The following is a 20747-nucleotide window of genomic DNA, read 5'->3' as shown; positions in this document are numbered from 1 at the left end:
ATGTGTAGCGGTTTCAGGGCAAGACATGCGTCAACAAAAAGATGGATAAAATGACCGGGCGGCGTGAGATGTTTGAGGTGCGGGAGGGTGAAAAAAGGCTCGAGATCGATCCGGCGCTGATGCCGGCGGATGGCGGCGTCGTCTTCATCGGCCGTATCGCCTCACCATGGACGACGCGCGAAACCTGCCCCAAGAACATGCGCGCGGCGCGCGAGACCGGGCAGCCGGCAGCACTGACGATCGACCCGCCCTACCGCGCCGGCCTGCAAGGGCTGGAGCGCACCAGCCATCTCGTCATCCTGTCGTGGCTCCACCACGCGCCGCGGACTCTGATCGTGCAGAAACCGCGCCATGCGGCTGAAGCAAAAGGCGTATTCGGCCTGCGCTCCCCTGCCCGACCGAACCCGATCGGCCTGCATGTGGCGAAACTGGTTGCGCTCGACCTCGCCACCGGGCGCATCGAGATCGACGCCATCGACGTGCTCGACGGCACCCCGGTGGTCGACATAAAACCCTATTTCGCATCGACCGATGCCTTCGCCGAGGCGACCATCGAAGGGCGCGACGAATGATGAAGGCGCCGACCGGCCGTCGGCGCGCCGTCGCCAAGGCGTTGACCGCGCTTCTGCCGCTGGCGCCCTATGCCGATATGGAGAAGATCCGAGCGGATGCCGGCTCCGTCCACATGAAGACCTTGCCGCCGACCATTGCCGTGTGGCTGGCGACGGTTGCCCATATCCGCCACGCCCATACCGACTACGAAAAGCTGCTCGCCGAAGGTTATGACCGCGACTCGGCGCGTTTCTTCGTCATCGAGCAGACCAATGTCGTACTTACCCGCTGGCGCGCCACCCGCCTGCTCGACGCCGACGACGAGGATGATTGAAGCTGTTGCCGGTCCGGCACGGCGCTCGGTAGCATGGCTGGCAGCTTTTCACTTCGAGGACGAACGACGCCGGATGACTGGCTCTATGCCCTCTGCCTGACACCGATAGCCTGTGATGCAAGGAGGTGCCGATGAGCCAGACCGCACAGGATACACGGCCGCTGCCTGTGGTGAGCGACCGCCACGTCGACCCGCATGCTTATCCCCACGGCATCGCCTTCCTCGACGGCCAGTACCTGCCGATGTCGCAGGCCAAGATCTCGGTGCTGGATTGGGGATTCCTGCATTCCGATGCCACTTACGACACGGTGCATGTCTGGAACGGCTGCTTCTTCCGGCTTGACCTGCATCTCGACCGCTTCTTCGGCGGACTGGAGAAATTGCGCATGACGATCCCGTTCGACCGCGATGGCGTGACGGAGATCCTGCACAATTGCGTGGCACTGTCGGGACACAGCGCCGCCTATGTCGAAATGCTGTGCACGCGCGGCGCTTCCCCTACTTTCAGCCGCGATCCGCGCCAGGCGATCAACCGCTTCATGGCGTTTGCCGTGCCGTTCGGCTCGGTCGCCAATCCCGAGCAGTTACAGCGCGGCCTCAATGTCGCCATCAGCGACAAGGTGCGCATTCCGCCGGCCTCGATCGACTCGGCGATCAAGAACTACCACTGGCTCGACCTGGTGCGCGGCCTTTACGATGCCTATGACCGCGGCGCCGAGACAGCGCTCATTCTCGACTTCAACGGCAATGTCGCCGAAGGTCCGGGCTTCAACGTCTTCTGTATCAAGGACAACAAGCTCTCGACGCCGGCGATCGGCGTGCTACCCGGCATAACCCGCCGCACTGTCTTCGATCTCTGTGCGCTGGAAGGCCTCTTCGCCACCCCGGCGGACGTCAGTGTCGCGGCATTGCGCGAGGCCGACGAGGTCTTCATCACCTCTACCGCCGGCGGCATCATGCCGGTCACGATGATCGACGGCAGCCCAGTCGCGGACGGCAGGCCCGGCGCGATTACCGGCCGACTGATGGCGCTCTATTGGGACAAGCATAAGGATCCGGCCTGGTCGAGCGCTGTACGCTACCCCTGACCGGTCGCCGCTCCCGTCCAAATAATTCCGCCACCGCCTCTGGAAAGTCGCGGGACGCACCGTATATGGCACAAAGCGGAGAGGCCTCCACTTATCTCTGAAAAAATTCCAGCTTGCACGGGCAAGGACTTCATCATGACAAACAAGGTTTGGTTCATCACCGGATCGTCGAAAGGTTTTGGCCGGGTCTGGGCCGAGGCCGCGCTCGCTCGCGGCGACCGCGTCGCGGCAACCGCCCGCGATGCCGGCACACTCGCCGATCTCGTCGAGAAGTATGGCGACAACATCGCGGCGATAAAGCTCGACGTCACCGACAAGAAAGCCGTCGATGCCGCAATCACCGGGGCGCACAAGCGCTTTGGCCGGCTCGACGTCGTCGTCAACAATGCCGGCTATGGCCATTTCGGCGCCATCGAGGAGGTCAGCGAGCAGGAAGCCCGCGACCAGATCGAAACCAATGTGTTCGGCGCGCTGTGGGTCACCCAGGCCGCCTTGCCGATCATGCGTGCGCAGCGCTCCGGCCACATCATCCAGATCTCTTCGATCGGCGGCGTCAATGCCTTCGCCTCGCTTGGCCTCTACCACGCCTCGAAATGGGCGCTGGAAGCTTTCAGCCAGTCGCTGAGCCTCGAGGTCGCCGAGTTCGGCATCCATGTCACGCTGGTCGAGCCCGGCGGCTTCTCCACCGACTGGGCCGGTCCGTCTGCAAAGGTCTCGAAAGCGCTTGACGCCTATGCGCCCGTCCGCGCCGCCATGGCGGAGCGCCGCAGCCGCGCGGTGGCCGGCGATCCCGAGGCCACCGGACCGGCGATGCTGGCCATCGTCGACGCGGCCGAGCCGCCTCTCAGGGTATTCTTCGGCGACGGCGGGCTGCCGATGATCAAACAGGAATACGCCAACCGCATCGCCACCTGGGAAAAGTGGGACCATGTCTCCGTCATGGCGCAAGGCGCCAACAAGAACCGCAAGGCCTAGTCAGATCACTCAGCCCACGCCGTTTCGAGCGGCGGCGAGGCTGCCTCGTCAGGCGCGATAAATCCACTGCTCGGGCACCCGCACGGAGATTTCCTCGCCGGACCTGACGATTCCGGACTTCTCGACCCAGGCGACAAGGCCCCGCAGCCGCTTGGCGACTTTCGGGAAGAGCAGCGCGGTGGCGTCGCGGTCCGCCGCCCGGACATGCTCGGAGATCGACTGTCCGGCGACGCGGCATGGCTTGTTCTGGGCATCGATCTTGACCGTCACGCCGCCCTTGAAGAACAGCAGCGAGCCGGATGGCAGCATCGAAAGATGCGGTATCCCTTCGATCAGCAAATTGGCGCCGATCCACTCAGGCTTGATCTCCTTGAGGCCCATGCGTTCGGCGACCAGCGCGAGTTCGTCCGCCGACACCAGCGACAATTGTCTCTCGTTGCGCATCTCGGTGCCGCGCTGATACCAGGGTTCGCGCCCGCCGGAGCGTCGCGTTATCCCGGCATGAAAATCGCCCGCTATGCCGTCGAAGCCCAACTGCAATTCCTCGACCGCCTTGGTTTCGAAATGGTCGAACGGAGCGGCATAGAGCGCCGCCGCTCTTGCCGCCAGCTTGCGGCCCGGCACGATGTCGACCGTCAGGTCCGCCGGAAAAAGGTCGAGGTTGGTTTCCTGCATCAGTCTCGTCTAGAGGCCCTCCGCAATGCGGTCCAGTCGAAAGCGCTGATGATCCGATCACGCCGTTTGATGCCGATCACGACTTTCTTACCGGAAACGCCGTTGCCGTCCTCAGCGCACCGCATTGCCGCCGCGCCGCGGGCATAGACGATGGCGCCAGATCGGGAGGAGGTTCGGGTCATGCAGGTGGGACACGCCGTTGCCGCGCTCTGGTTGTTCTGGCTGGTATCGTGGATCCTTGCCGCATCATGGGCCGATCCCGTGCGCAAGCGGGCGGATTTCAGGGCGGAGGCGCGATATCGGGTTCTCTGGCTCGCCGGTACCGTCCTGCTGTTCGTCCCGGCGCACGGCTATGTGGGTCGGCTTCGGCTCTGGACACTGACGCTCACCCAAGCCTGGATTTGCATCGCCTTGATCGCCATCGGCATCGGCTTTGCATGGTGGGCCCGCCTGCATCTCGGCCGGCTGTGGTCCAGCACGGTAACGGCCAAGGCCGATCATCGCATCATCGACACCGGCCCTTACGCGCTTGTCCGTCATCCGATCTATACCGGCCTGCTGCTTTCGGTCCTCGCCACCATGGCCGTCAAGGGCACGGTATGGGGCGTCGCGGGCGCCGCCCTGCTGCTTGTCGGGATCGTCATCAAGGCGAGGCTGGAGGAAAGTTTCCTGCGCGGCGAGCTTGGGCCCGCCTATGACGATTACGCGCGCCGCGTGCCGATGCTCGTTCCCTTTTCGCCGGCCTGAAGCGGCAAGCGCGTCCTACAGCATCCGCAGCAGCGCGCCGCCGATCGAATACCCCGCGCCGAAAGCGCAGATCAGCCCGAAGTCGCCCGCCTTCATGTCGGCATGGTTCTCCGACAGCGCGACGATGGCGCCGGCGCCCGCCGTGTTGCCGAGACGCTCCAGCACCATGGGCGCGCGGTCATGATCGACCTCGTGGCCGAATGAGAGTTTCAGGATCATGGCGTTCATGCGCGCATTGGCCTGGTGCAGCCAGAAGCGTCGCACCGCCTGCGGCGTCAGGCCGTGCTCGGCCAGGAACTCCACGATGAATTTGTGCCCGGCGACGGTGACTTCCTTGAACACCTTGTTGCCGACCTGCTTGATCAGATTGCCCTCCAGATCGATCCTGTAGGGATCGTCCTGTGCGGTGCGGGTGTGGTAGCCGAGATTGGTGCGGATGTTGTTCGACATCTGCGTCCAGATGCGCGTGTCGAGCACTTCGAAACGTCCCGGCCGTTTCTCGCCGAGTGCCAGCCCTTCGACCACCATCGACACCGAGGCGTCGCCGAAGATGAAATGCGTCTGCCGGTCGCGGAAATTGAGATGGCCGGTGATGATCTCGGGCGTCGTCACCAGGATGCGCTTGTGGGCGCCCGCACGCACGAGATTGACCGCCATGTGCAATGCTGCCGCGGCAGAGGAACAGCCGAGCCCCATGTCGAAGCCCGCCCCCCTGGTGCCCAGGGCCTGCTGCATCTCGATGGCGATCGCAGGATAGGGCCGCTGGTGGTGCGAGGCCGAGCAGATCACTAGGTCGATATCGGAGGGCAGCAACCCGGCATGGTCAAGCGCCTTGCGGGCCGAAGCGATGCCGAACTCGGCCTCCAGCGACAGCGCATCGTCCGGCCGTGCGGGAATGCGCGGCGCCATACGGGTCGGGTCGAGTATGCCTTCGCGCTCGATCACATGACGGCTGCGCACGCCCGAGGCGTGGACGATGAAGTCGCTGTCCGATTTCTGCAGCAGCGGCTGGTCCGTGCCCGACCGGCGCGCGTTTTCCGTGTCGACCCAGCTGTTGAAACTGGCGACCAGTTCCTCATTGCTGATCTCTGGCTCGGGGATTTCGACGCCGATACCGCTGATGATGACGCGATGCATGTCCAGTCCGTCCCATCCGCAGGCGTTCAGGGGCTTTGATGTGGGCGTAAGGGAGGCCCGGCGCAACCCTTGTCGCATTGAGCCGGTTTATGCCAGCTTAAACCGGTTCCCACGTCCCCCCACCATGCGCACAGTTTGGTGTTAGTCTGTGAGTTGTTCCAGCATGCGCCGTCGTCGCGGCTGCACACGAACTGCCCCGGCTCCTCATCGACGTTGGTCGTTCAAGCCCGCTTGGCGACAATGAAAATGCGCGGGAAACGCAACAGCACCTTGCCATTTGCGGTCTTCTCATAGGCCTTGGCGATCTTGGCCGTGTAGCTTTCGAGGAACAGCATCTTCTCGTCCGCATCGAGCGGGTCGACAAAAGGCTTCAAGCCCGTCGACTTCACCCATTCCACGATCGCCCCGGCGTCGGCCAGCGGATGGTTATAGACCGTGTGCCAGATGTCGAGCCGGTCCGAGAGCGGCGACAACAGATCATAATAGAACGACACCGGCGGCAGCGGCGCGCGCGCCGCGCCCTTCATCTTCGCGGCAAACGGCATTTCGGCGGCGGTCTCGCGCATCAGCCTGTGGGAATCCTCGCCCATATTGTCTGGCATCTGCACGGCGAGCGCGCCGCCGGGCGCAAGAAACCCCATCAGCCGCTGGAAGACATCAGGATGTTCCGGCAGCCACTGGAACACGGCATTGGCGAAGATCACATGGACCGGTTGAGCCGGCGCCCATGTCGAGGCATCGGCAAGGTCGAAGCTGACATTGGGCAGGCGTGCCCTAGCCTTCTCGATCATGTCGGGAGACGTGTCGAAGCCGCTCACCTGCGCATCCGGCCAGCGCTCGACCAGAAGCTCGGTCGAGTTGCCCGGCCCGCAGCCTATGTCGACAACCCTGTGTGGAAAATCGACGGGCACCTGAGCCACCAGGTCTCGCGCCGGACGCGTGCGCTCGTCCTCGAACTTCAAATATTGGGCGGCGGACCAATCGGGCTTTGCTGGGCTGTTCAACGGTACACCTCGCGGCGGTTGCCACCTTCCATGACCGGCGCGACAAGCCGGCTATCCCAATTGGGTGACGATCCCGTCGTCGCCGACCCGGAACCGCCACCGCAATAACGGCCCTTACCGCGTCAGCCTCTTATGCGTCATGCGGTGCGGGGCCGCCGCCTCCGCGCCCAGGCGGCGAAGCTTGTCCTTCTCATACTCCTCGAAATTGCCTTCGAACCATTCGACATGCGCGTCGCCCTCGAAGGCGAGCATGTGGGTCGCCATGCGATCGAGGAACATGCGGTCGTGGCTGATGATGACAGCGCAGCCGGCATAGGCTTCCAGCGCGTCTTCGAGCGCGCTCAGCGTCTCGGTGTCGAGGTCGTTGGTCGGTTCGTCGAGCAAAAGCACATTGCCGCCGCCTTTGAGCATCTTGGCCAGATGCACGCGGTTGCGTTGGCCGCCCGAAAGGTTGCCGACCTTCTGCTGCTGATCGCCGCCACGGAAGTTGAAGGACGAGCAATAGGCGCGGCTGTTGACCTCGTGCTTGCCAAGCTTGATGACTTCGGCGCCACCGGAGATTTCTTCCCACACCGTCTTGTTCGAGTCCAGCGCGTCACGGCTCTGGTCGACATAGCCGAGCTTGACCGTCTCGCCGATGCGGATCGACCCCGCATCAGGCTTTTCCTGGCCAGTGAAGGTCTTGAACAGCGTCGTCTTGCCGGCGCCGTTCGGGCCGATGACGCCGACAATGCCGCCCGGCGGCAGCCTGAACGACAGGTCCTCGATCAAAAGCTCATCGCCGAAGCCCTTGGTGAGCCCTTCAACCTCGATGACGACATTGCCGAGGCGCTCGCCCGACGGAATGACGATCTGCGTGTCGGTCGGCTTGCGATTCTGCGACTGCTCGACCAGTTCCTCATAGGCCTTGATACGGGCCTTGGACTTGGTCTGGCGCGCCTTCGGCGAGGATTGGATCCACTCACGCTCGCGCCAGATCGACTTCTGGCGGGCGTCGTCCTCGCGGCCTTCCTGGATCAGGCGTTTGGCCTTGGCGTCGAGATATTTGGTGTAGTTGCCCTCGTAAGGGATGCCACGGCCGCGATCGAGCTCGAGGATCCATCCCGTGACGTTGTCGAGGAAGTAGCGGTCGTGGGTGATGATCAGCACCGAGCCCGGATAGTCGCGCAGGTGCTTTTCCAGCCACGCCGTGGTCTCGGCGTCGAGATGGTTGGTCGGCTCGTCGAGCAAAAGCAGGTCGGGCTGTTCCAGGAGCAGCCGGCACAGCGCCACGCGGCGGCGCTCGCCGCCCGACAGATTGGTCACCTCGGAATCGGCCGGCGGGCACTGCAGCGCGTCCATCGCCATCTCGACCTGCTGCTCGAGGTCCCAAAGGTTGAGCCGATCCATCTCGTCCTGGAGCTTGGCCGACTCGTCTGCCGTCTCGTCGGAATAGTTCATCATCAATTCGTTGTAGCGCTCGATGATGGCGGTCTTCCTGCCGACGCCGTCCATGACGTTTTCACGCACGGTCTTGCTGTTGTCGAGCTGCGGCTCCTGCGCCAGGTAGCCGACCGTGGCGCCTTCGGCCAGCCACGCCTCGCCCTGGAACTCCTTGTCGAGCCCGGCCATGATGCGCAGGATGGTCGACTTACCCGAACCGTTAGGACCGAGAATGCCGATCTTGGCGTCCGGGTAGAAGGACAGATGAACGTTATCGAGCACCTTCTTGGTGCCGTAGGCCTTTGACAGGCCTGACATGTGATAGATGAACTGGCGTGCCACGCGCGCTTTCCCTGAAAAACTGACTGATTTGTCGATCTGAATGGAGGTTGGCCGCTATGTAGGCGATGCGGAGCCGAACGGCAATCGCTTTCGCCGCATCGAACCGATCACAGGCCGCACAACAACGGGCGTTGGCGCCCCGGCCTGCCTGCCGGCTGGAATGAAGCTCAGGACCTACTGGAACCCGATTGCGTCGACGGTTCCGGTCGGGCAACCGGCCTTGTTGGTCGGCACCGAGGCCAGCAGCAGGTCCTTGAGCGAGCTGTTTGGGCCGATCGGACCGGCAAGGCCAAGCGTCAACTCTCCGATCAGCCGCCGGCCGCTCGACGGATCGATGACGCAGGAGACGCGCACGCGATCGCCGGCGCCGGCGCCAAAGGCCTGGTCGAAGGCGCCGCGGATCTGATCCGCCGTCAGCTTGCCGCCGATGTTCTTGGCGAAGAGATCGCGCACCGCTGAGCCGTTCACCGCACGCATCAGGCTGAGTGCGTCGGAAAAGTACTCCTGCTGGTTCTTGCCGTAGCAGGTGCCGTGCTTGATCCATTCATGCCGCTCCAACTGCGAAGCAGTGCCCGGCATCACCTTGTCGAGTTCCGTGCGCGTGCCGGCGTCCAAATTGACAGGCGGAAGATCCTTCCAGTGCGCCGGACTGTCGTTGGCCTTGTCGCTGGCCGGTACCTGGCAATAGAAGTTCCCGTTCGGCTGCGGCCACAGGCCGTGCAAGGTGAAGTTGCTGGCATCGAATTCATTCGGGTTTTGTGCCTTGCATTCGCTCTTGCTGGACTTGGTCTCGCAAAAAGCCGGCTGCCAGCTCAGCGCGAAGACATATTCGGGTTTTCCTGACGCCGCAGGCTTGCCCTGCCCGCCGGGGGTCGCCGGCAGCGTTGCTGCGCTGCTGCCGGAGAGATGTCCGCAACTGACCTTCACCCAGCGCCGATCCGGATCTGCGCTCGGCACCAGGATGAGATAGTGCGTCGGCGCATCCTTGTTGCCCGCCAGCAGCTGATAGCTCTGTCCGGCATCAGTCGAGACATTGCCGGGATTCTTGCCGTTCTTGATGGCTTGCGTCGCTGGACAGGAGGCGTCGGCAACGAAGGTGCCACTCATCCTGACGTCGGCATGGGCCGCACCCGTTAACGATGCCGCCAACATGGCCAATCCGAAAACAACAGCAATGCGCATGGGAATCCCTGGATGAAAAAGGTGGGCGACAGACTGAAGCTGTCTCCATGTCAGAATTGCGATATTCCACCGGCCAGACGCAAGAAACATCATCGCGAGAAATCCGGAATGGCGGATTGACGCTGAACCGGCCCCGGCGCAAACAAGGCCGGCGCCACCGAGGCGGGCCAGGGTGGAAATCACTGAATGTCATTCAGCCAGCAGCGCATGGTCCGTTCGCCGACCGGCGCCGACCTCAATCTTCTGGTCCGGCAGGCCGACGGCCATCCGCGCGCCGTCATCCAGATCAATCACGGTCTGGCAGAACATGCGGCGCGCTATGATCGTTTTGCCGATTTCCTGGGCGCGCGCGGCTTTAGCGTCTATGTTCACGATCATCGCGGCCATGGCGCAACGAAGGCGCCCGACGCACCGCTGGGCAGGTTCGCGCATGAGGACGGCCCCGCCAAGGTCATCGCCGATGTCGGCGCCATCCATGATCTCATCGCCAGGGAGCAGCCGGGCCTGCCCGTCATCCTGTTCGGCCATTCGATGGGCGCGTCCGTGGCGCTGAACTTTCTCCTGGCCCATTCGAACCGCGTTCACGCCGCCGCCATCTGGAATGGCAATTTTTCAGCTGGCCTGCTCGGGCAGGTGGCGCTCGGCATCCTTGCATGGGAAAGGATGCGGCTCGGCTCGGACGTCCCATCGCGCCTGCTGCCGAAACTCACCTTCCAGGCCTGGGGTAAGGCGGTGCCCAACCACCGCACCTTGTTCGACGGGCTGTCACGCGATCCCGCCGAGGTCGACAAATACATCGCCGACCCGCTATGCGGCTGGGACGCCTCGGTGTCGATGTGGCGCGATGTCGTGCAGATGGCGCTCAATGGCGGCAGGGACGCCGGTTTCGTCGGCGTTCGGCGCGACCTCCCCGTCAGCGTCGTGGGGGGCGAAAAAGACCCTGCCTCGGATTATGGCAAAGGGATCATCCAGCTTGCCGGACGCATGCGCAAAATGGGCTTTTCGAATCTCGTTTCAAAGGTTTACAGCGAGACCCGCCACGAAAGCCTGAACGAGGTGAATCGCGACATCGTCATGGACGATTTCGCGGCATGGGCCGAGACGATCCTGACGCGATGAAGCGTTGGCCCATTGCAAGAGCCGTGACAGCGGCAATCTCTGTTGATAGAGGCTTCGGTTCCGACCAATTCTGGTGATTTATGGCTGAGCCCCCGCTGAAAGGCGTCCGCGTCGTCGAACTCGCCCGCATCCTTGCCGGGCCCTGGGCCGGGCAGTTGCTTGCCGATCTCGGCGCCGACGTCATCAAGGTCGAAAGCCCGGACGGCGGCGACGACACCCGCAAATGGGGCCCGCCCTTCGTCATGGGCAAGGATGGCGAGAACCTGTCGGCCGCCTATTACCATTCCTGCAATCGCGGCAAGCGCTCCATCGCCATCGATTTTTCGACACCGGAGGGCGCCGAAACCGTGCGCCGGCTGGTGGCAACGTCTGACGTGCTGATCGAAAACTTCAAGCTTGGCGGTTTGAAGAAATACGGACTCGACTATGACAGCCTGCGCAAGATCAATCCGCGCCTCGTTTATTGCTCGATCACCGGATTCGGCCAGGACGGTCCGTACGCGCCGCGCGCCGGCTACGATTTCATCATCCAGGGCATGGCCGGCATGATGTCGATCACCGGCGAGGCGGGACGCGAGCCGCAGAAGGCCGGCGTCGCCATCTCCGACATCTTCACTGGCCTCTATTCCGTCATCGCCATCCAGGCGGCACTTCGCCACGCCGAAAAAACCGGCGAAGGCCAGCACATCGACATGGCATTGTTCGACACCCAAATCTCGGCGCTCGGCAACCAGAACCTCAACTATCTCGTCTCCGGCAAGTCGCCTGTGCAGATGGGCAACGCGCATATGAACATCGCGCCCTACGAGGTGCTGCCGGTCCGGGACGGTCACATCATCCTGGCGGTCGGCAATGACGGCCAGTTCGCCAGGTTCTGCGCGGTGGTCGGGCTGGACGAATTGCCCGGCAATCCCGATTTCGCCACCAATCCGGCCCGCGTCGCCAACCGGGCGGCGCTACGCGAGCGGATCGTCGAGGCGCTGAAGACCAAGGATCGCGACCCGCTGCTGGCCAAGCTGGAAGCGGCCAGCGTGCCGGCGAGCCCGATCAACACGATCGGACAGATGTTCGCCGACCCGCAGGCGATCGCGCGCGGCATGCGGCTCGATCTCGACGACGGCCATGGCAATCTTCTGCCCTCGGTTCGCGCACCGATGATCATGTCCGAAACACCGCTCGTCTATGAGCGCCCCTCGCCCCGCCTGGGCGAACATACTGACGAAATCCTTGCCGAACTGGAGAGAGCAAAATGAAAACCGGCGGACAATTGATCGTCGACGCGCTCGAGGCCAACGGCACCGACCGTATCTTCTGCGTGCCAGGCGAATCCTACCTCGCGGTGCTCGACGCGCTGCACGATTCGGCGATCCGCACCATCGTCTGCCGCCAGGAGGGTGGCGCCGCCATGATGGCCGACTGCCAAGGCCGCCTGACCGGCAAACCCGGTATCTGCTTCGTCACCCGCGGCCCCGGCGCCACCAATGCCTCCGCCGGCATCCATATCGCCATGCAGGATTCAGTTCCCGTGATCCTGTTCATCGGCCAGGTCGCCAGCCACGCCAAGCAGCGCGAGGCCTTCCAGGAAGTGGACTATGTCAGGTTCTTTGGCGACATCGCAAAATGGGTGGTAGAGATCGACGATGCGTCGCGTATTCCCGAATTCGTCACCCGCGCCTTTGCCGTGGCGACCTCCGGACGCCCAGGTCCCGTCGTCATCTCGCTGCCGGAAGACATGCTGACCAGTGTCGTCGATGCACCGGCCGCGATCGCCTACACCCCGGTCGAGACCAGCCCCGCCGAAGCCGAACTCGACCGGCTCGAGGCGCTGCTCAATGCCGCCAAACGACCGATCGCGATCCTGGGCGGCACACGTTGGGATTTCCAGGCTGTTCAGGAAATCACCCGCATCGCCGAGGCGTGGTCGCTACCGGTCGGCTGCTCCTTCCGCCGCCAGATGCTGTTCGATCATCTGCACCCGAACTATGCCGGCGATGTCGGCATCGGCATCAACCCGAAGCTGGCGACAGCAATCAAGCAGGCCGATCTGGTGCTGCTGATCGGCGGCCGCATGGGCGAGATGCCGTCCTCGGACTATACGCTGCTGAAGAGCCCCTACCCTGACCAGACGCTGGTCCATGTCCACCCCGATGCCGGCGAACTAGGCCGCGTCTACCGTCCAACGCTGGCGATAAATGCCTCGCCCGCCGCCTTCGTGCGCGCCTTCGCCAAACGGAAGGGACCGGCATCGCCGGGCTGGGCGGCGGAGACGGCAAAGCTGCATGCCGCCTATCTCGACTGGTCGACGCCGCCGGAAAGCGGTCCGGGCGCCGTCCAGATGGGGCCGATCATGACCTATCTCGAAACGGTGCTGCCCGACGATGCCATCCTGACGAACGGCGCCGGCAACTACGCCACGTGGGTGCACCGCTTCCATCGCTTCCGCCGCTTTGCCACACAGGGCGCGCCGACCTCAGGCTCGATGGGTTACGGAACGCCGGCGGCGGTAGCGGCCAAGGCGCTTTATCCGGATCGCACCGTAGTCGCTTTCGCCGGCGACGGCTGCTTCCTGATGAACGGGCAGGAATTCGCCACCGCCGTGCAATACGGGTTGCCGATCATCGTCATCGTCGTCAATAATGGCATCTACGGCACCATCCGCATGCACCAGGAGCGTGAATACCCCGGGCGGGTGGTGGCCACGGACCTCAAGAATCCGGACTTCGCCGCCCTGGCGCGTGCCTATGGTGGCCATGGCGAAACGGTGGAGAAAACCGCCGACTTCGCCCCTGCCTTCGAGCGTGCTCGCGCCAGCGGCAAGCCGGCAATCGTCGAGATCCGGCTCGATCCGGAGGCAATCACCCCGACCCGAACGATGACGCAGATAAGAGACAAGGCCTGAAAGTCGGTTTCCGGCAGGAGAAAGGGCGGCGCTGTCCCGCAAAGCTTTCGCAAGCAAATACGGGCGCGCGCCCCGAGCGACGTCGCGTTACATCGCCGCCGCCGCCTTTTCGATCTGACCGCGGATCTCGCCGTCCTTGTTGGCCGCGGTGTGTATGTTGACGTAATATTTGCCGGCCTCCAGATCGGTCACCTGCGTATCGGTCAATGTCGCCGATCCCTTGATCGGGCTCTTGAGTTTTTTGAACGGGATTACGGGGTCCGCATTTTCCCCCTTCGCGGCCGGGCCATGAATATGTGCGGCCGTCGCCGGCCCGCTGAGGCCGGAGTATTTGACGTTCCAACTGAGTTTCTTCTTGGCGGTGTCAAAGGTGAATGTGGCGGTTCCCTTGCCCTTGGTAGTGACGGGTGGGCTCTGCTGGCTGCCATCGAGCGTCGCCTTGAACTTCATCATGTCGGCCAGGGCCGGCGACGCGAACAGGAAAGCGGTCGAAATGGCCAGCGCCGAAAGCGTCGGCAAGACGGTCTGTGTGCGCATGAAGAACCTCCGATTGGCTGTAGCATCCGCCGTGGCTCCCCGCACGCGCATGCCTCCGACGCAACGCTCGGCCGCCCCAATGTATCCAGGCACACGCTTTTGTGATTTGGCCGCATGAAAAAGGGGCGGTCGCCCGCCCCTCCAACATCGTCCATCAAGCCCCGTCACGAGGCCGCTTTGAGGCCTACTTGATCGCCTTGTCGGTGATCGCGGTGGTATAGGCGCCCTTCGGCTCCTTGGTGATGATCTTCTGGTCGAGCAACGCCTTGGCGGTACGCTCATAGGTCGCTGGGTCGAGCTTGCCGTCGGCATTGTCGATGAGCTTGGCGACTTCGCTCATCATACGCTTCTGGTGGCTCTCGTCCTGGCCGCCACCGTCCATGACGATCTCGGCCGCTTCGTCATTGTTGTCGACGGCGTATTTCCAACCCTTCATCGAGGCGCGCACGAAACGCACCATCTTGTCCTCGAAGGCCGGATCCTTGAGCTTATCCTCCGAGGCATAAAGCCCGTCCTCGAGCAGGTCGTTGCCCATCGCCGAGTAGTTGAACACGGTGAGCTGCTCCGGCTTGTAGCCGGCGTCGATCAGCTGCCAAAATTCATTGTAGGTCATGACCGAGATGCAATCCGCCTGCTTCTGAATCAGCGGCTGCACGTCAAAGCTCTGCTTGAGAACGGTGACACCATCCGGGCCGCCATCGGTCTTGAGGCCAAGCTTGTTCATCCAGGCGTAGAACGGATATTCGTTGCCGAAGAACCAGACGCCGAGCGTGTGGCCCTTGAAGTCGGCTTCGGTCTTGATCGGGCCGTCTTTCGGGCAGACCAGTTCCATGCCGGCCTTCTTGAACGGCTGGGCGATGTTGACCAGCGGCACGCCCTTTTCGCGGGCTGCCAGCGCGCCGCCCATCCAGTCGACGATGACATCGGCGCCGCCGCCGGCGATCACCTGCTCGGGCGCAATGTCGGGACCGCCCGGCTTGATGTCGACGTCGAGACCCTCGGCCTCGTAGAAGCCCTTCGCCTTGGCGACGTAATAACCGGCAAACTGGGCCTGCGTGACCCATTTCAGCTGCAACGTCACCTTGTCGGCAGCCATTGCCTGGAACGCGGCCAGCGACATCGCGCCGGCCAGTACAGGAATAATCAGTCTTTTCATTTTTTTCCCTCTGGAGTTAGTGCCCAAACCCACCGCCCCTATCCACCACGGACAGAGGGATGCCAAAACGTGACGGCTCTTTCGACAAGAGCGACCACCCCATAAAAGACCGAACCCGCAAGGGCTGCAACTGCGATTTCGGCCCAGACCATGTCGATGTTCATCCGTCCGACTTCGGTCGAGATGCGGAAGCCCATGCCGACGACGGGCGTGCCGAAGAACTCGGCGACGATGGCGCCGATCAGCGCCAGCGTCGAGTTGATCTTCAGCGCGTTGAAGATGAAGGGAGCGGCGGCCGGCAGCCTGAGCTTGATAAGCGTCGGCCAGTAGCCCGACGCATAGGTGCGCATCAGGTCGCGCTCCATATGGCCGGACGCGGCCAGACCGGCGACGGTGTTCACCAGCATCGGGAAGAAGGTCATGATGATGACGACAGCCGCCTTGGACTGCCAGTCGAAGCCGAACCACATCACCATGATCGGCGCCACGCCGATGATCGGCAGCGCCGAGACCATGTTGCCGATGGGCAGCAGGCCGCGCCGCAGGAACGGCACCCGGTCGGCGAGAATGGCCGTGACAAAGCCGGCGCCGCTGCCCACGATATAGCCGAAGATAACAGCCTTGAAGATGGTCTGCCGGACATCGGCGCCAAGGATCGGCAGCGAACTGGCGATGCGCGCGCCGATGGCGCTCGGCGGCGGCAACAGGATGAACGGGATGCCGGCGCCACGCGTCACCGCTTCCCAGATGATCAGGATCCAGGCGCCGAAGATGGCGGGGATGATCAGGCGCAGCGCCGTGCGCATCCAGCTTGCGGTGGGGTGCAGTCCCGATAGCGCCGCGACGCAGCGCCAGCCAAGCAGCCAGGCGGCCGTGAGCAGCACGAAATACGGCGCCAGTGCCGTGCCTTCGAAACCAGCGATACCTGAGATCAGCAGCCAGGCGACGAGGTGGGCGCCGACAAACAGTACGACCGCTTCCACAAAGGGCGAAATCCTGATCATCGAGACCAGGGCCGTCAGCATGGCAAGGCCAAACATCAGGCCCTTCGTTCCGAGATAGGGATAGTTGGCGCTGGTTGTCGGGTCCGCTAGCGCCGCCGCTTCCGGCTTCGACATGGCGCCGAGTGCGACCGCCATCAGGCACAGCACGATGGCCAGCACAGCCTGCCAGGAAGGCTTCAGCCGGTTCATGCCGGCCTCCCGCCCATGGCGCGGTCGACGAGGCGCCCGGCAATGCCGACCACCATGACCAGCAGCGCGGCCACGATCGAGCCCGCGACAAGCGCCGACCAGATGTCGATGGACTGGCTGTAATAGGCGCCAGCGAGCAGCTTGGCGCCGATGCCGGCGACGGCGCCCGTCGGCAGTTCGCCGACAATGGCGCCGACCAGACTGGCCGCCACCGCCACCTTCATCGAGGTGAACAGGAACGGCACCGAGGCCGGCACGCGCAGCTTCCAGAAGGTCTGCGCACGGCTGGCATTGTAGGTGTGCATCAGGTCGAGATGCATAATCTCGGGCGAGCGCAGGCCTTTCACCATGCCAACCGTCACCGGGAAGAACGACAGATAGGTCGAAATCATCGCCTTCGGGATCAGGCCGGTGATGCCGATCGCCGCCAGCACCACGATGATCATCGGCGCCACCGCCAGGATCGGGATGGTCTGCGAGGCGATGATCCATGGCATCAGGCTGCGGTCGAGCGTCGCCACATGTACGATGCCCACCGCGATGATGATGCCGAGCGCCGTGCCGAAGGCAAAGCCCAGCAGCGTCGAGGACAGCGTCACCCAGGCATTGTAGACCAGGCTGCGGTTCGAAGTGACGTTGCGCAGGAACGTGTTCTCGAAAAAGTTCACCGCCACCTGGTGCGGCGCCGGCAGCGTCGGCTTCGGCTGCGAGAGCGTCTTGCCGATGAACTCGACGGTGCCGGGCGTTTCGTTGGCACGTTGGTCGAGATCGCGCTGGAACGGCGTGTTGAGTATGACGGCGAAGACGTACCAGAGTACGACCACGCCGGCGAGGATGGAGGTTACCGGGATGACCTTTGAGCGGAAGGTGTCCATCTAGCGCCGCCCTTCTCCTCTCCCCACCGGGGAGAGGGTGGCCGGAGCGAAGCGGAGGTCGGGGGCCCTTGCCTTCGTCATCCTAGGGCGAAGCAAGGAGCGAAGCGACGCGGCGCAGACCCTAGAATCCATGCCGTTACCTCTCCGCTCCGCGACCATTCGGAATATGGCTCCCTCCGCGCCGCTTAGCCTGCCGAATATTCTCGACTGTTTGCGCCTTTCGGCAGGCGTCACGGCATGGATCCTAGGGTCTACGTATGCCGCTTCGCGGCTACTCCGCCCTAGAATGACGAAGGCGTAGGTGGCCGCTCCTTCGTGAGGTGGAGGCGCCTTTCGGGGCGCTGCCGCGAGTCCATCCTGCCCCCGCTCAATCATCATAGCTGTGCCCTGCCCTTAAGCCGTCTCGCACCCGTGCGGCGATCGCCAGGAACTCCGGCGTCTCGCGGATGTCGAGTGGCCGCTCCTTCGGCAGCGTCGATTCGATGACGTCGCTGACGCGGCCCGGGCGCGGCGACATGACGACGATGCGCGTCGATAAATACACCGCCTCGGGAATGGAGTGCGTGACGAAGCAGATGGTCTTGTTGGTGCGCGCCCACAATTGCAGCAATTGCTCGTTGAGATGGTCGCGCACGATCTCGTCCAGCGCGCCGAACGGCTCGTCCATCAACAGAAGGTCGGCATCGAAGGCGAGCGCGCGAGCGATCGAGGCGCGCTGCTGCATGCCGCCGGAAAGCTGCCAAGGATACTTCTTCTCGAAGCCGGAAAGGTTGACGAGATCGAGCGTGCGCCTGATCCGCTCTCCCTGCTCCGCCCCGGACAGACCCATGATCTCCAGCGGCAGCGCGACGTTGCGCTCGATGGTGCGCCAGGGAAACAGGGCGGCGGCCTGGAAGACATAGCCGTAGGCGCGTTTCTCGCGCGCCTGTTCTGCTGTCATGCCGTTGACCGAAATGGTCCCCGAGGTCGGCTTCTCAAGATCGGCGATGACCCGCAGCAAGGTCGTCTTGCCGCAGCCCGACGGCCCGATGAAGGAAACGAACTCACCCTTGCCGATGGTCAGGTCGACATTGGACAGCGCCTGTACCGGCCCGTCATTGGTCTGGAAGGTCAGGCCAAGCTTGCTTGCCGCGACGACGGCTGGCGAAATCCCCGTCATCGGCCGCGGCCTGCCTGTTCCTGCCCCTTTAGTGCCGGCCCGATTCCGATTGCTTTTATCGCGATGTTGTTTTCCACTCGCCCAGTCCCATTGGTCTTGTTCCACTCATTCGACGCCCGGAGTTTCCCCGATGTCGCCTCAACCCACTTGCCATCTTATCCGCCCTGAAAGCTCTTATGAAGGCAAGCAGGGATTGACCTATTTCGCCGGTATCGCCACCGAGTCGGTCGGCTCATCTGGTATCTGCATGCATGTGCTCACCATGCCGCCCGGCGCCCGCGCTAAGGCGCATCTGCATGAGAACCATGAAACGGCGATCTACGTGCTCTCCGGCGAGGTCCATACCTGGTACGGCGACCGGCTTGAGAACCACATCGTCGCCAAAGCCGGCGACCTCTTCTACATTCCGGCCGGCGTGCCGCATCTGCCCGCCAATCTGAGTGGGGCCCCGTCTTCGGCCGTCATTGCCCGCACCGATCCCAAAGAGCAGGAAAGCGTCGTCCTGCTGCCGGAACTGGATGCATTGGTCGCCTGAAGCCGGCCTTGCGGGGCTAGGCGCCCATCGGCCAATTGCTTGAGGTTTGCGCTGCCCCTCATCGCCCTGCCGGGCACTTCTCCACGTATCGGGACGGGGAGAAGGACGATTTCGCGAAGGATTTCGCCAATTTCCAGCGTTGCCGGAAAGGGCGCCAAGATTGCGTTCAGTTCCCTTCTCCCCGTCCCTATACGGGGAGAAGGCGCCGGCAGGCGGATGAGGGGCAGCACCAACTTCGGCAATCATCGGCACCGGGAAACTTCCCCGCAGACGGTGCCGTCCTTGTCGGCGATCATCAGTTTCTTGGCGCTTTTCGAGCTGCGCAAACTCAAACCCCAGTCGCCGGAATGCCTGTCCGCTCCACCTTGCGCGGCGCGGTGATCTCCTTCCAGGTCGACAGTGCCCGGTTAACCGCCGCGTTCGGCTCGCGGCCAACGAACTGGCCATGGCCAGGCTTGGCCTTCACCTCGGTCTCCTCGATCGACAATTCGCCACGCGAGAAGACATAGCGCGGCAGGCCTGTCACTTCGACGCCTTCGAAGACATTGTAGTCGATGACCGACTGCTGCTTCTTCGAAGAAATCGTCTTCTTGCGCTTGGGGTCCCACACGATGATGTCGGCATCCGCGCCTTCGACAATGGCGCCCTTTTTCGGGTACATGTTGAGGATCTTGGCAATGTTGGTCGAGGTTACGGCGACGAATTCGTTCATCGTCAGCCGCCCGGTGTTGACGCCCCTGGTCCACAGCACCGGCATGCGATCCTCGAGGCCGCCCGTGCCGTTCGGGATCTTGGTGAAATTGCCGACGCCGAAGCGCTTCTGGTCCGTGGTGAAGGCGCAGTGGTCGGTCGCCACCACCTGCAACGATCCCGCCTGCAGGCCGGCCCACAGCGAATCCTGGTGTAATTTGTTGCGGAAGGGCGGGCTCATCACGCGGCGCGCCGCATGGTCCCAGTCCTTGTCGAAATACTCGCTCTCGTCCAGCGTCAGGTGCTGGATCAGTGGCTCGCCGAACACCCGCATGCCTTTCTGACGCGCCCGGCGGATGGCCTCGTGCGCCTGCTCGCAGGAAACATGCACGACGTAGAGCGGCACGCCGGCCATGTCGGCAATCATGATGGCGCGGTTGGTCGCCTCGCCTTCCACTTCCGGCGGGCGCGAATAGGCGTGCCCCTCCGGGCCATTGTTGCCGGCGGCAAGCAACTTCTGCGAGAGCGCCGCAACCACGTCGCCATTCTCGGCATGCACCAGCGGCAGCGCGCCGAGCTCGGCGCAGCGCTGGAACGACGCATACATCTCGTCGTCGTCCACCATCAGCGCGCCCTTGTAGGCCATGAAATGCTTGAACGAGGTGATGCCCTTGTCGACGACGGTGGCCATCTCGTCGAACACCTGCTTGCCCCACCAGGTGATCGCCATGTGGAAGGAATAATCGCAGGACGCCTTCGAGGTCTTGTTGTCCCACATCTGCAAGGCCTCGAGCAGCGACTGCTGCGGCGACGGCAGGCAGAAATCGACCACCATCGTCGTGCCGCCGGCTAGTGCCGCGCGCGTGCCGGACTCGAAATCGTCGGCCGAATAGGTGCCCATGAACGGCATTTCGAGATGGGTATGCGGATCGATACCGCCTGGCATGACATAACAGCCGGTGGCGTCGAACTCATGGTCGCCGTGTAGGTCGGAGCCAATGGCGACGATCTTGCCGTGCTGCATCAGCACGTCGGCCTTCCATGTGCGGTCGGCGGTAACGATGGTGCCGTTTCTGATGACTTTGGTCATTTTTCTCGTTCCCTTGTTCCTTCGCGCTTCTTGCGA

General features: G+C 63.3%; 20 protein-coding genes. 9 read left to right on the top strand and 11 right to left on the bottom strand.

From position 1 onward, the window contains the following. Window positions 1-50 precede the first annotated feature (50 nt). The 4 genes from tsaA to FJ867_RS10600 all read left to right on the top strand — a co-directional run bounded on the left by tsaA (window position 51) and on the right by FJ867_RS10600 (window position 2949). Window positions 51-572 (top strand): tRNA (N6-threonylcarbamoyladenosine(37)-N6)-methyltransferase TrmO, encoded by a 522-nt coding sequence (tsaA, locus tag FJ867_RS10615; RefSeq protein WP_140516630.1) that lies wholly within the window; start codon window positions 51-53, stop codon window positions 570-572. After that, a complete protein-coding gene (locus FJ867_RS10610) occupies window positions 572-886 on the top strand; it encodes a DUF2293 domain-containing protein (protein WP_140495859.1) in 315 nt (104 codons plus the stop codon). Before tsaA ends, FJ867_RS10610 begins: the two co-directional genes overlap by 1 nt. Before the next feature lie 131 nt (window positions 887-1017). Further along, window positions 1018-1974 (top strand): aminotransferase class IV, encoded by a 957-nt coding sequence (locus FJ867_RS10605; RefSeq protein WP_140817349.1) that lies wholly within the window; start codon window positions 1018-1020, stop codon window positions 1972-1974. 135 nt (window positions 1975-2109) lie between these two features. Continuing rightward, entirely contained in the window at window positions 2110-2949 is an 840-nt protein-coding gene (locus FJ867_RS10600; protein ID WP_140495160.1) for an SDR family oxidoreductase, read from the top strand. Window positions 2950-2997: 48 nt separating this feature from the next. On the opposite strand, the gene FJ867_RS10595 is transcribed toward FJ867_RS10600, so the two are convergent. Beyond that, window positions 2998-3624 (bottom strand): MOSC domain-containing protein, encoded by a 627-nt coding sequence (locus tag FJ867_RS10595; protein WP_140516634.1) that lies wholly within the window; start codon window positions 3622-3624, stop codon window positions 2998-3000. 180 nt (window positions 3625-3804) lie between these two features. On the opposite strand from FJ867_RS10595, the gene FJ867_RS10590 reads away from it, so the two are divergent. Then, entirely contained in the window at window positions 3805-4371 is a 567-nt protein-coding gene (locus tag FJ867_RS10590) for an isoprenylcysteine carboxylmethyltransferase family protein (protein WP_140516636.1), read from the top strand. Window positions 4372-4386: 15 nt separating this feature from the next. Here FJ867_RS10590 and FJ867_RS10585 read toward each other — a convergent pair whose 3' ends face one another. From FJ867_RS10585 to FJ867_RS10570, 4 genes are all read right to left on the bottom strand, one after another. Continuing rightward, on the bottom strand, window positions 4387-5508 hold the full coding sequence (locus FJ867_RS10585; RefSeq protein WP_140516638.1) for a beta-ketoacyl-ACP synthase III: 1122 nt from the start codon (window positions 5506-5508) through the stop codon (window positions 4387-4389). 221 nt (window positions 5509-5729) lie between these two features. Further along, a complete protein-coding gene (tam, locus tag FJ867_RS10580; RefSeq protein WP_140516640.1) occupies window positions 5730-6512 on the bottom strand; it encodes a trans-aconitate 2-methyltransferase in 783 nt (260 codons plus the stop codon). Between the two features lie 114 nt (window positions 6513-6626). Then, a complete protein-coding gene (gene ettA / locus FJ867_RS10575; protein WP_140516642.1) occupies window positions 6627-8276 on the bottom strand; it encodes an energy-dependent translational throttle protein EttA in 1650 nt (549 codons plus the stop codon). A gap of 174 nt (window positions 8277-8450) precedes the next feature. Then, window positions 8451-9458, bottom strand: coding sequence for a ribonuclease (locus tag FJ867_RS10570; protein WP_140521229.1), 1008 nt, complete (start codon window positions 9456-9458; stop codon window positions 8451-8453). 186 nt (window positions 9459-9644) lie between these two features. On the opposite strand from FJ867_RS10570, the gene FJ867_RS10565 reads away from it, so the two are divergent. From FJ867_RS10565 to FJ867_RS10555, 3 genes are all read left to right on the top strand, one after another. Beyond that, complete coding sequence (locus FJ867_RS10565) at window positions 9645-10577, top strand: alpha/beta hydrolase (protein WP_140817347.1); 933 nt, start codon at window positions 9645-9647, stop codon at window positions 10575-10577. A gap of 80 nt (window positions 10578-10657) precedes the next feature. Further along, the gene (locus FJ867_RS10560; protein ID WP_140516648.1) at window positions 10658-11830 is read left to right on the top strand and encodes a CaiB/BaiF CoA-transferase family protein; all 1173 of its coding nucleotides are present in this window, start codon (window positions 10658-10660) and stop codon (window positions 11828-11830) included. Then, a complete protein-coding gene (locus FJ867_RS10555) occupies window positions 11827-13476 on the top strand; it encodes a thiamine pyrophosphate-binding protein (protein ID WP_140521231.1) in 1650 nt (549 codons plus the stop codon). Before FJ867_RS10560 ends, FJ867_RS10555 begins: the two co-directional genes overlap by 4 nt. 87 nt (window positions 13477-13563) lie before the next feature. On the opposite strand, the gene FJ867_RS10550 is transcribed toward FJ867_RS10555, so the two are convergent. From FJ867_RS10550 to FJ867_RS10525, 5 genes are all read right to left on the bottom strand, one after another. Then, window positions 13564-14013, bottom strand: coding sequence for a CHRD domain-containing protein (locus FJ867_RS10550; RefSeq protein ID WP_140521232.1), 450 nt, complete (start codon window positions 14011-14013; stop codon window positions 13564-13566). A gap of 184 nt (window positions 14014-14197) precedes the next feature. Continuing rightward, window positions 14198-15169, bottom strand: coding sequence for an ABC transporter substrate-binding protein (locus tag FJ867_RS10545; RefSeq protein ID WP_140817345.1), 972 nt, complete (start codon window positions 15167-15169; stop codon window positions 14198-14200). 38 nt (window positions 15170-15207) lie between these two features. Then, window positions 15208-16362 carry an ABC transporter permease gene (locus FJ867_RS10540; protein ID WP_140656789.1) on the bottom strand — a complete coding sequence of 385 codons (1155 nt, stop codon included), beginning with the start codon at window positions 16360-16362 and terminating at the stop codon, window positions 15208-15210. Continuing rightward, the gene (locus tag FJ867_RS10535; protein WP_140495135.1) at window positions 16359-17237 is read right to left on the bottom strand and encodes an ABC transporter permease; all 879 of its coding nucleotides are present in this window, start codon (window positions 17235-17237) and stop codon (window positions 16359-16361) included. The genes FJ867_RS10540 and FJ867_RS10535 overlap by 4 nt, the downstream gene beginning before the upstream one ends. Window positions 17238-17604: 367 nt before the next feature. Continuing rightward, window positions 17605-18396 carry an ABC transporter ATP-binding protein gene (locus FJ867_RS10525; protein WP_140516662.1) on the bottom strand — a complete coding sequence of 264 codons (792 nt, stop codon included), beginning with the start codon at window positions 18394-18396 and terminating at the stop codon, window positions 17605-17607. A gap of 130 nt (window positions 18397-18526) precedes the next feature. On the opposite strand from FJ867_RS10525, the gene FJ867_RS10520 reads away from it, so the two are divergent. Next, window positions 18527-18931 carry a cupin domain-containing protein gene (locus FJ867_RS10520; protein WP_140495129.1) on the top strand — a complete coding sequence of 135 codons (405 nt, stop codon included), beginning with the start codon at window positions 18527-18529 and terminating at the stop codon, window positions 18929-18931. A gap of 328 nt (window positions 18932-19259) precedes the next feature. Here the strand turns inward: FJ867_RS10520 and hydA are convergent, their stop codons facing one another. Then, on the bottom strand, window positions 19260-20711 hold the full coding sequence (hydA, locus tag FJ867_RS10510) for a dihydropyrimidinase (protein ID WP_140817343.1): 1452 nt from the start codon (window positions 20709-20711) through the stop codon (window positions 19260-19262). Between the last annotated feature and the right edge of the window lie 36 nt (window positions 20712-20747).

The sequence above is a fragment of the Mesorhizobium sp. B2-5-3 genome (assembly GCF_006441005.1).
Lineage (GTDB): Bacteria > Pseudomonadota > Alphaproteobacteria > Rhizobiales > Rhizobiaceae > Mesorhizobium.
Note: the sequence above shows the minus strand (reverse complement) of the source record. Positions and strands in the feature narration are given on the sequence as shown.

Bases quoted from the DNA above. Each gene is read 5' to 3' on its own strand.
- FJ867_RS10550 (WP_140521232.1), bottom strand. From the start codon at position 14,013: ATGCGCACACAGACCGTCTTGCCGACGCTTTCGGCGCTGGCCATTTCG.
- FJ867_RS10525 (WP_140516662.1), bottom strand. From the start codon at position 18,396: ATGACGGGGATTTCGCCAGCCGTCGTCGCGGCAAGCAAGCTTGGCCTG.
- FJ867_RS10545 (WP_140817345.1), bottom strand. From the start codon at position 15,169: ATGAAAAGACTGATTATTCCTGTACTGGCCGGCGCGATGTCGCTGGCC.
- tsaA (WP_140516630.1), top strand. From the start codon at position 51: ATGACCGGGCGGCGTGAGATGTTTGAGGTGCGGGAGGGTGAAAAAAGG.
- FJ867_RS10560 (WP_140516648.1), top strand. From the start codon at position 10,658: ATGGCTGAGCCCCCGCTGAAAGGCGTCCGCGTCGTCGAACTCGCCCGC.
- FJ867_RS10570 (WP_140521229.1), bottom strand. From the start codon at position 9,458: ATGCGCATTGCTGTTGTTTTCGGATTGGCCATGTTGGCGGCATCGTTA.
- FJ867_RS10520 (WP_140495129.1), top strand. From the start codon at position 18,527: ATGTCGCCTCAACCCACTTGCCATCTTATCCGCCCTGAAAGCTCTTAT.
- FJ867_RS10585 (WP_140516638.1), bottom strand. From the start codon at position 5,508: ATGCATCGCGTCATCATCAGCGGTATCGGCGTCGAAATCCCCGAGCCA.
- FJ867_RS10595 (WP_140516634.1), bottom strand. From the start codon at position 3,624: ATGCAGGAAACCAACCTCGACCTTTTTCCGGCGGACCTGACGGTCGAC.
- FJ867_RS10610 (WP_140495859.1), top strand. From the start codon at position 572: ATGAAGGCGCCGACCGGCCGTCGGCGCGCCGTCGCCAAGGCGTTGACC.
- FJ867_RS10540 (WP_140656789.1), bottom strand. From the start codon at position 16,362: ATGAACCGGCTGAAGCCTTCCTGGCAGGCTGTGCTGGCCATCGTGCTG.
- hydA (WP_140817343.1), bottom strand. From the start codon at position 20,711: ATGACCAAAGTCATCAGAAACGGCACCATCGTTACCGCCGACCGCACA.
- FJ867_RS10600 (WP_140495160.1), top strand. From the start codon at position 2,110: ATGACAAACAAGGTTTGGTTCATCACCGGATCGTCGAAAGGTTTTGGC.
- FJ867_RS10565 (WP_140817347.1), top strand. From the start codon at position 9,645: ATGTCATTCAGCCAGCAGCGCATGGTCCGTTCGCCGACCGGCGCCGAC.
- FJ867_RS10535 (WP_140495135.1), bottom strand. From the start codon at position 17,237: ATGGACACCTTCCGCTCAAAGGTCATCCCGGTAACCTCCATCCTCGCC.
- FJ867_RS10555 (WP_140521231.1), top strand. From the start codon at position 11,827: ATGAAAACCGGCGGACAATTGATCGTCGACGCGCTCGAGGCCAACGGC.
- FJ867_RS10605 (WP_140817349.1), top strand. From the start codon at position 1,018: ATGAGCCAGACCGCACAGGATACACGGCCGCTGCCTGTGGTGAGCGAC.
- FJ867_RS10590 (WP_140516636.1), top strand. From the start codon at position 3,805: ATGCAGGTGGGACACGCCGTTGCCGCGCTCTGGTTGTTCTGGCTGGTA.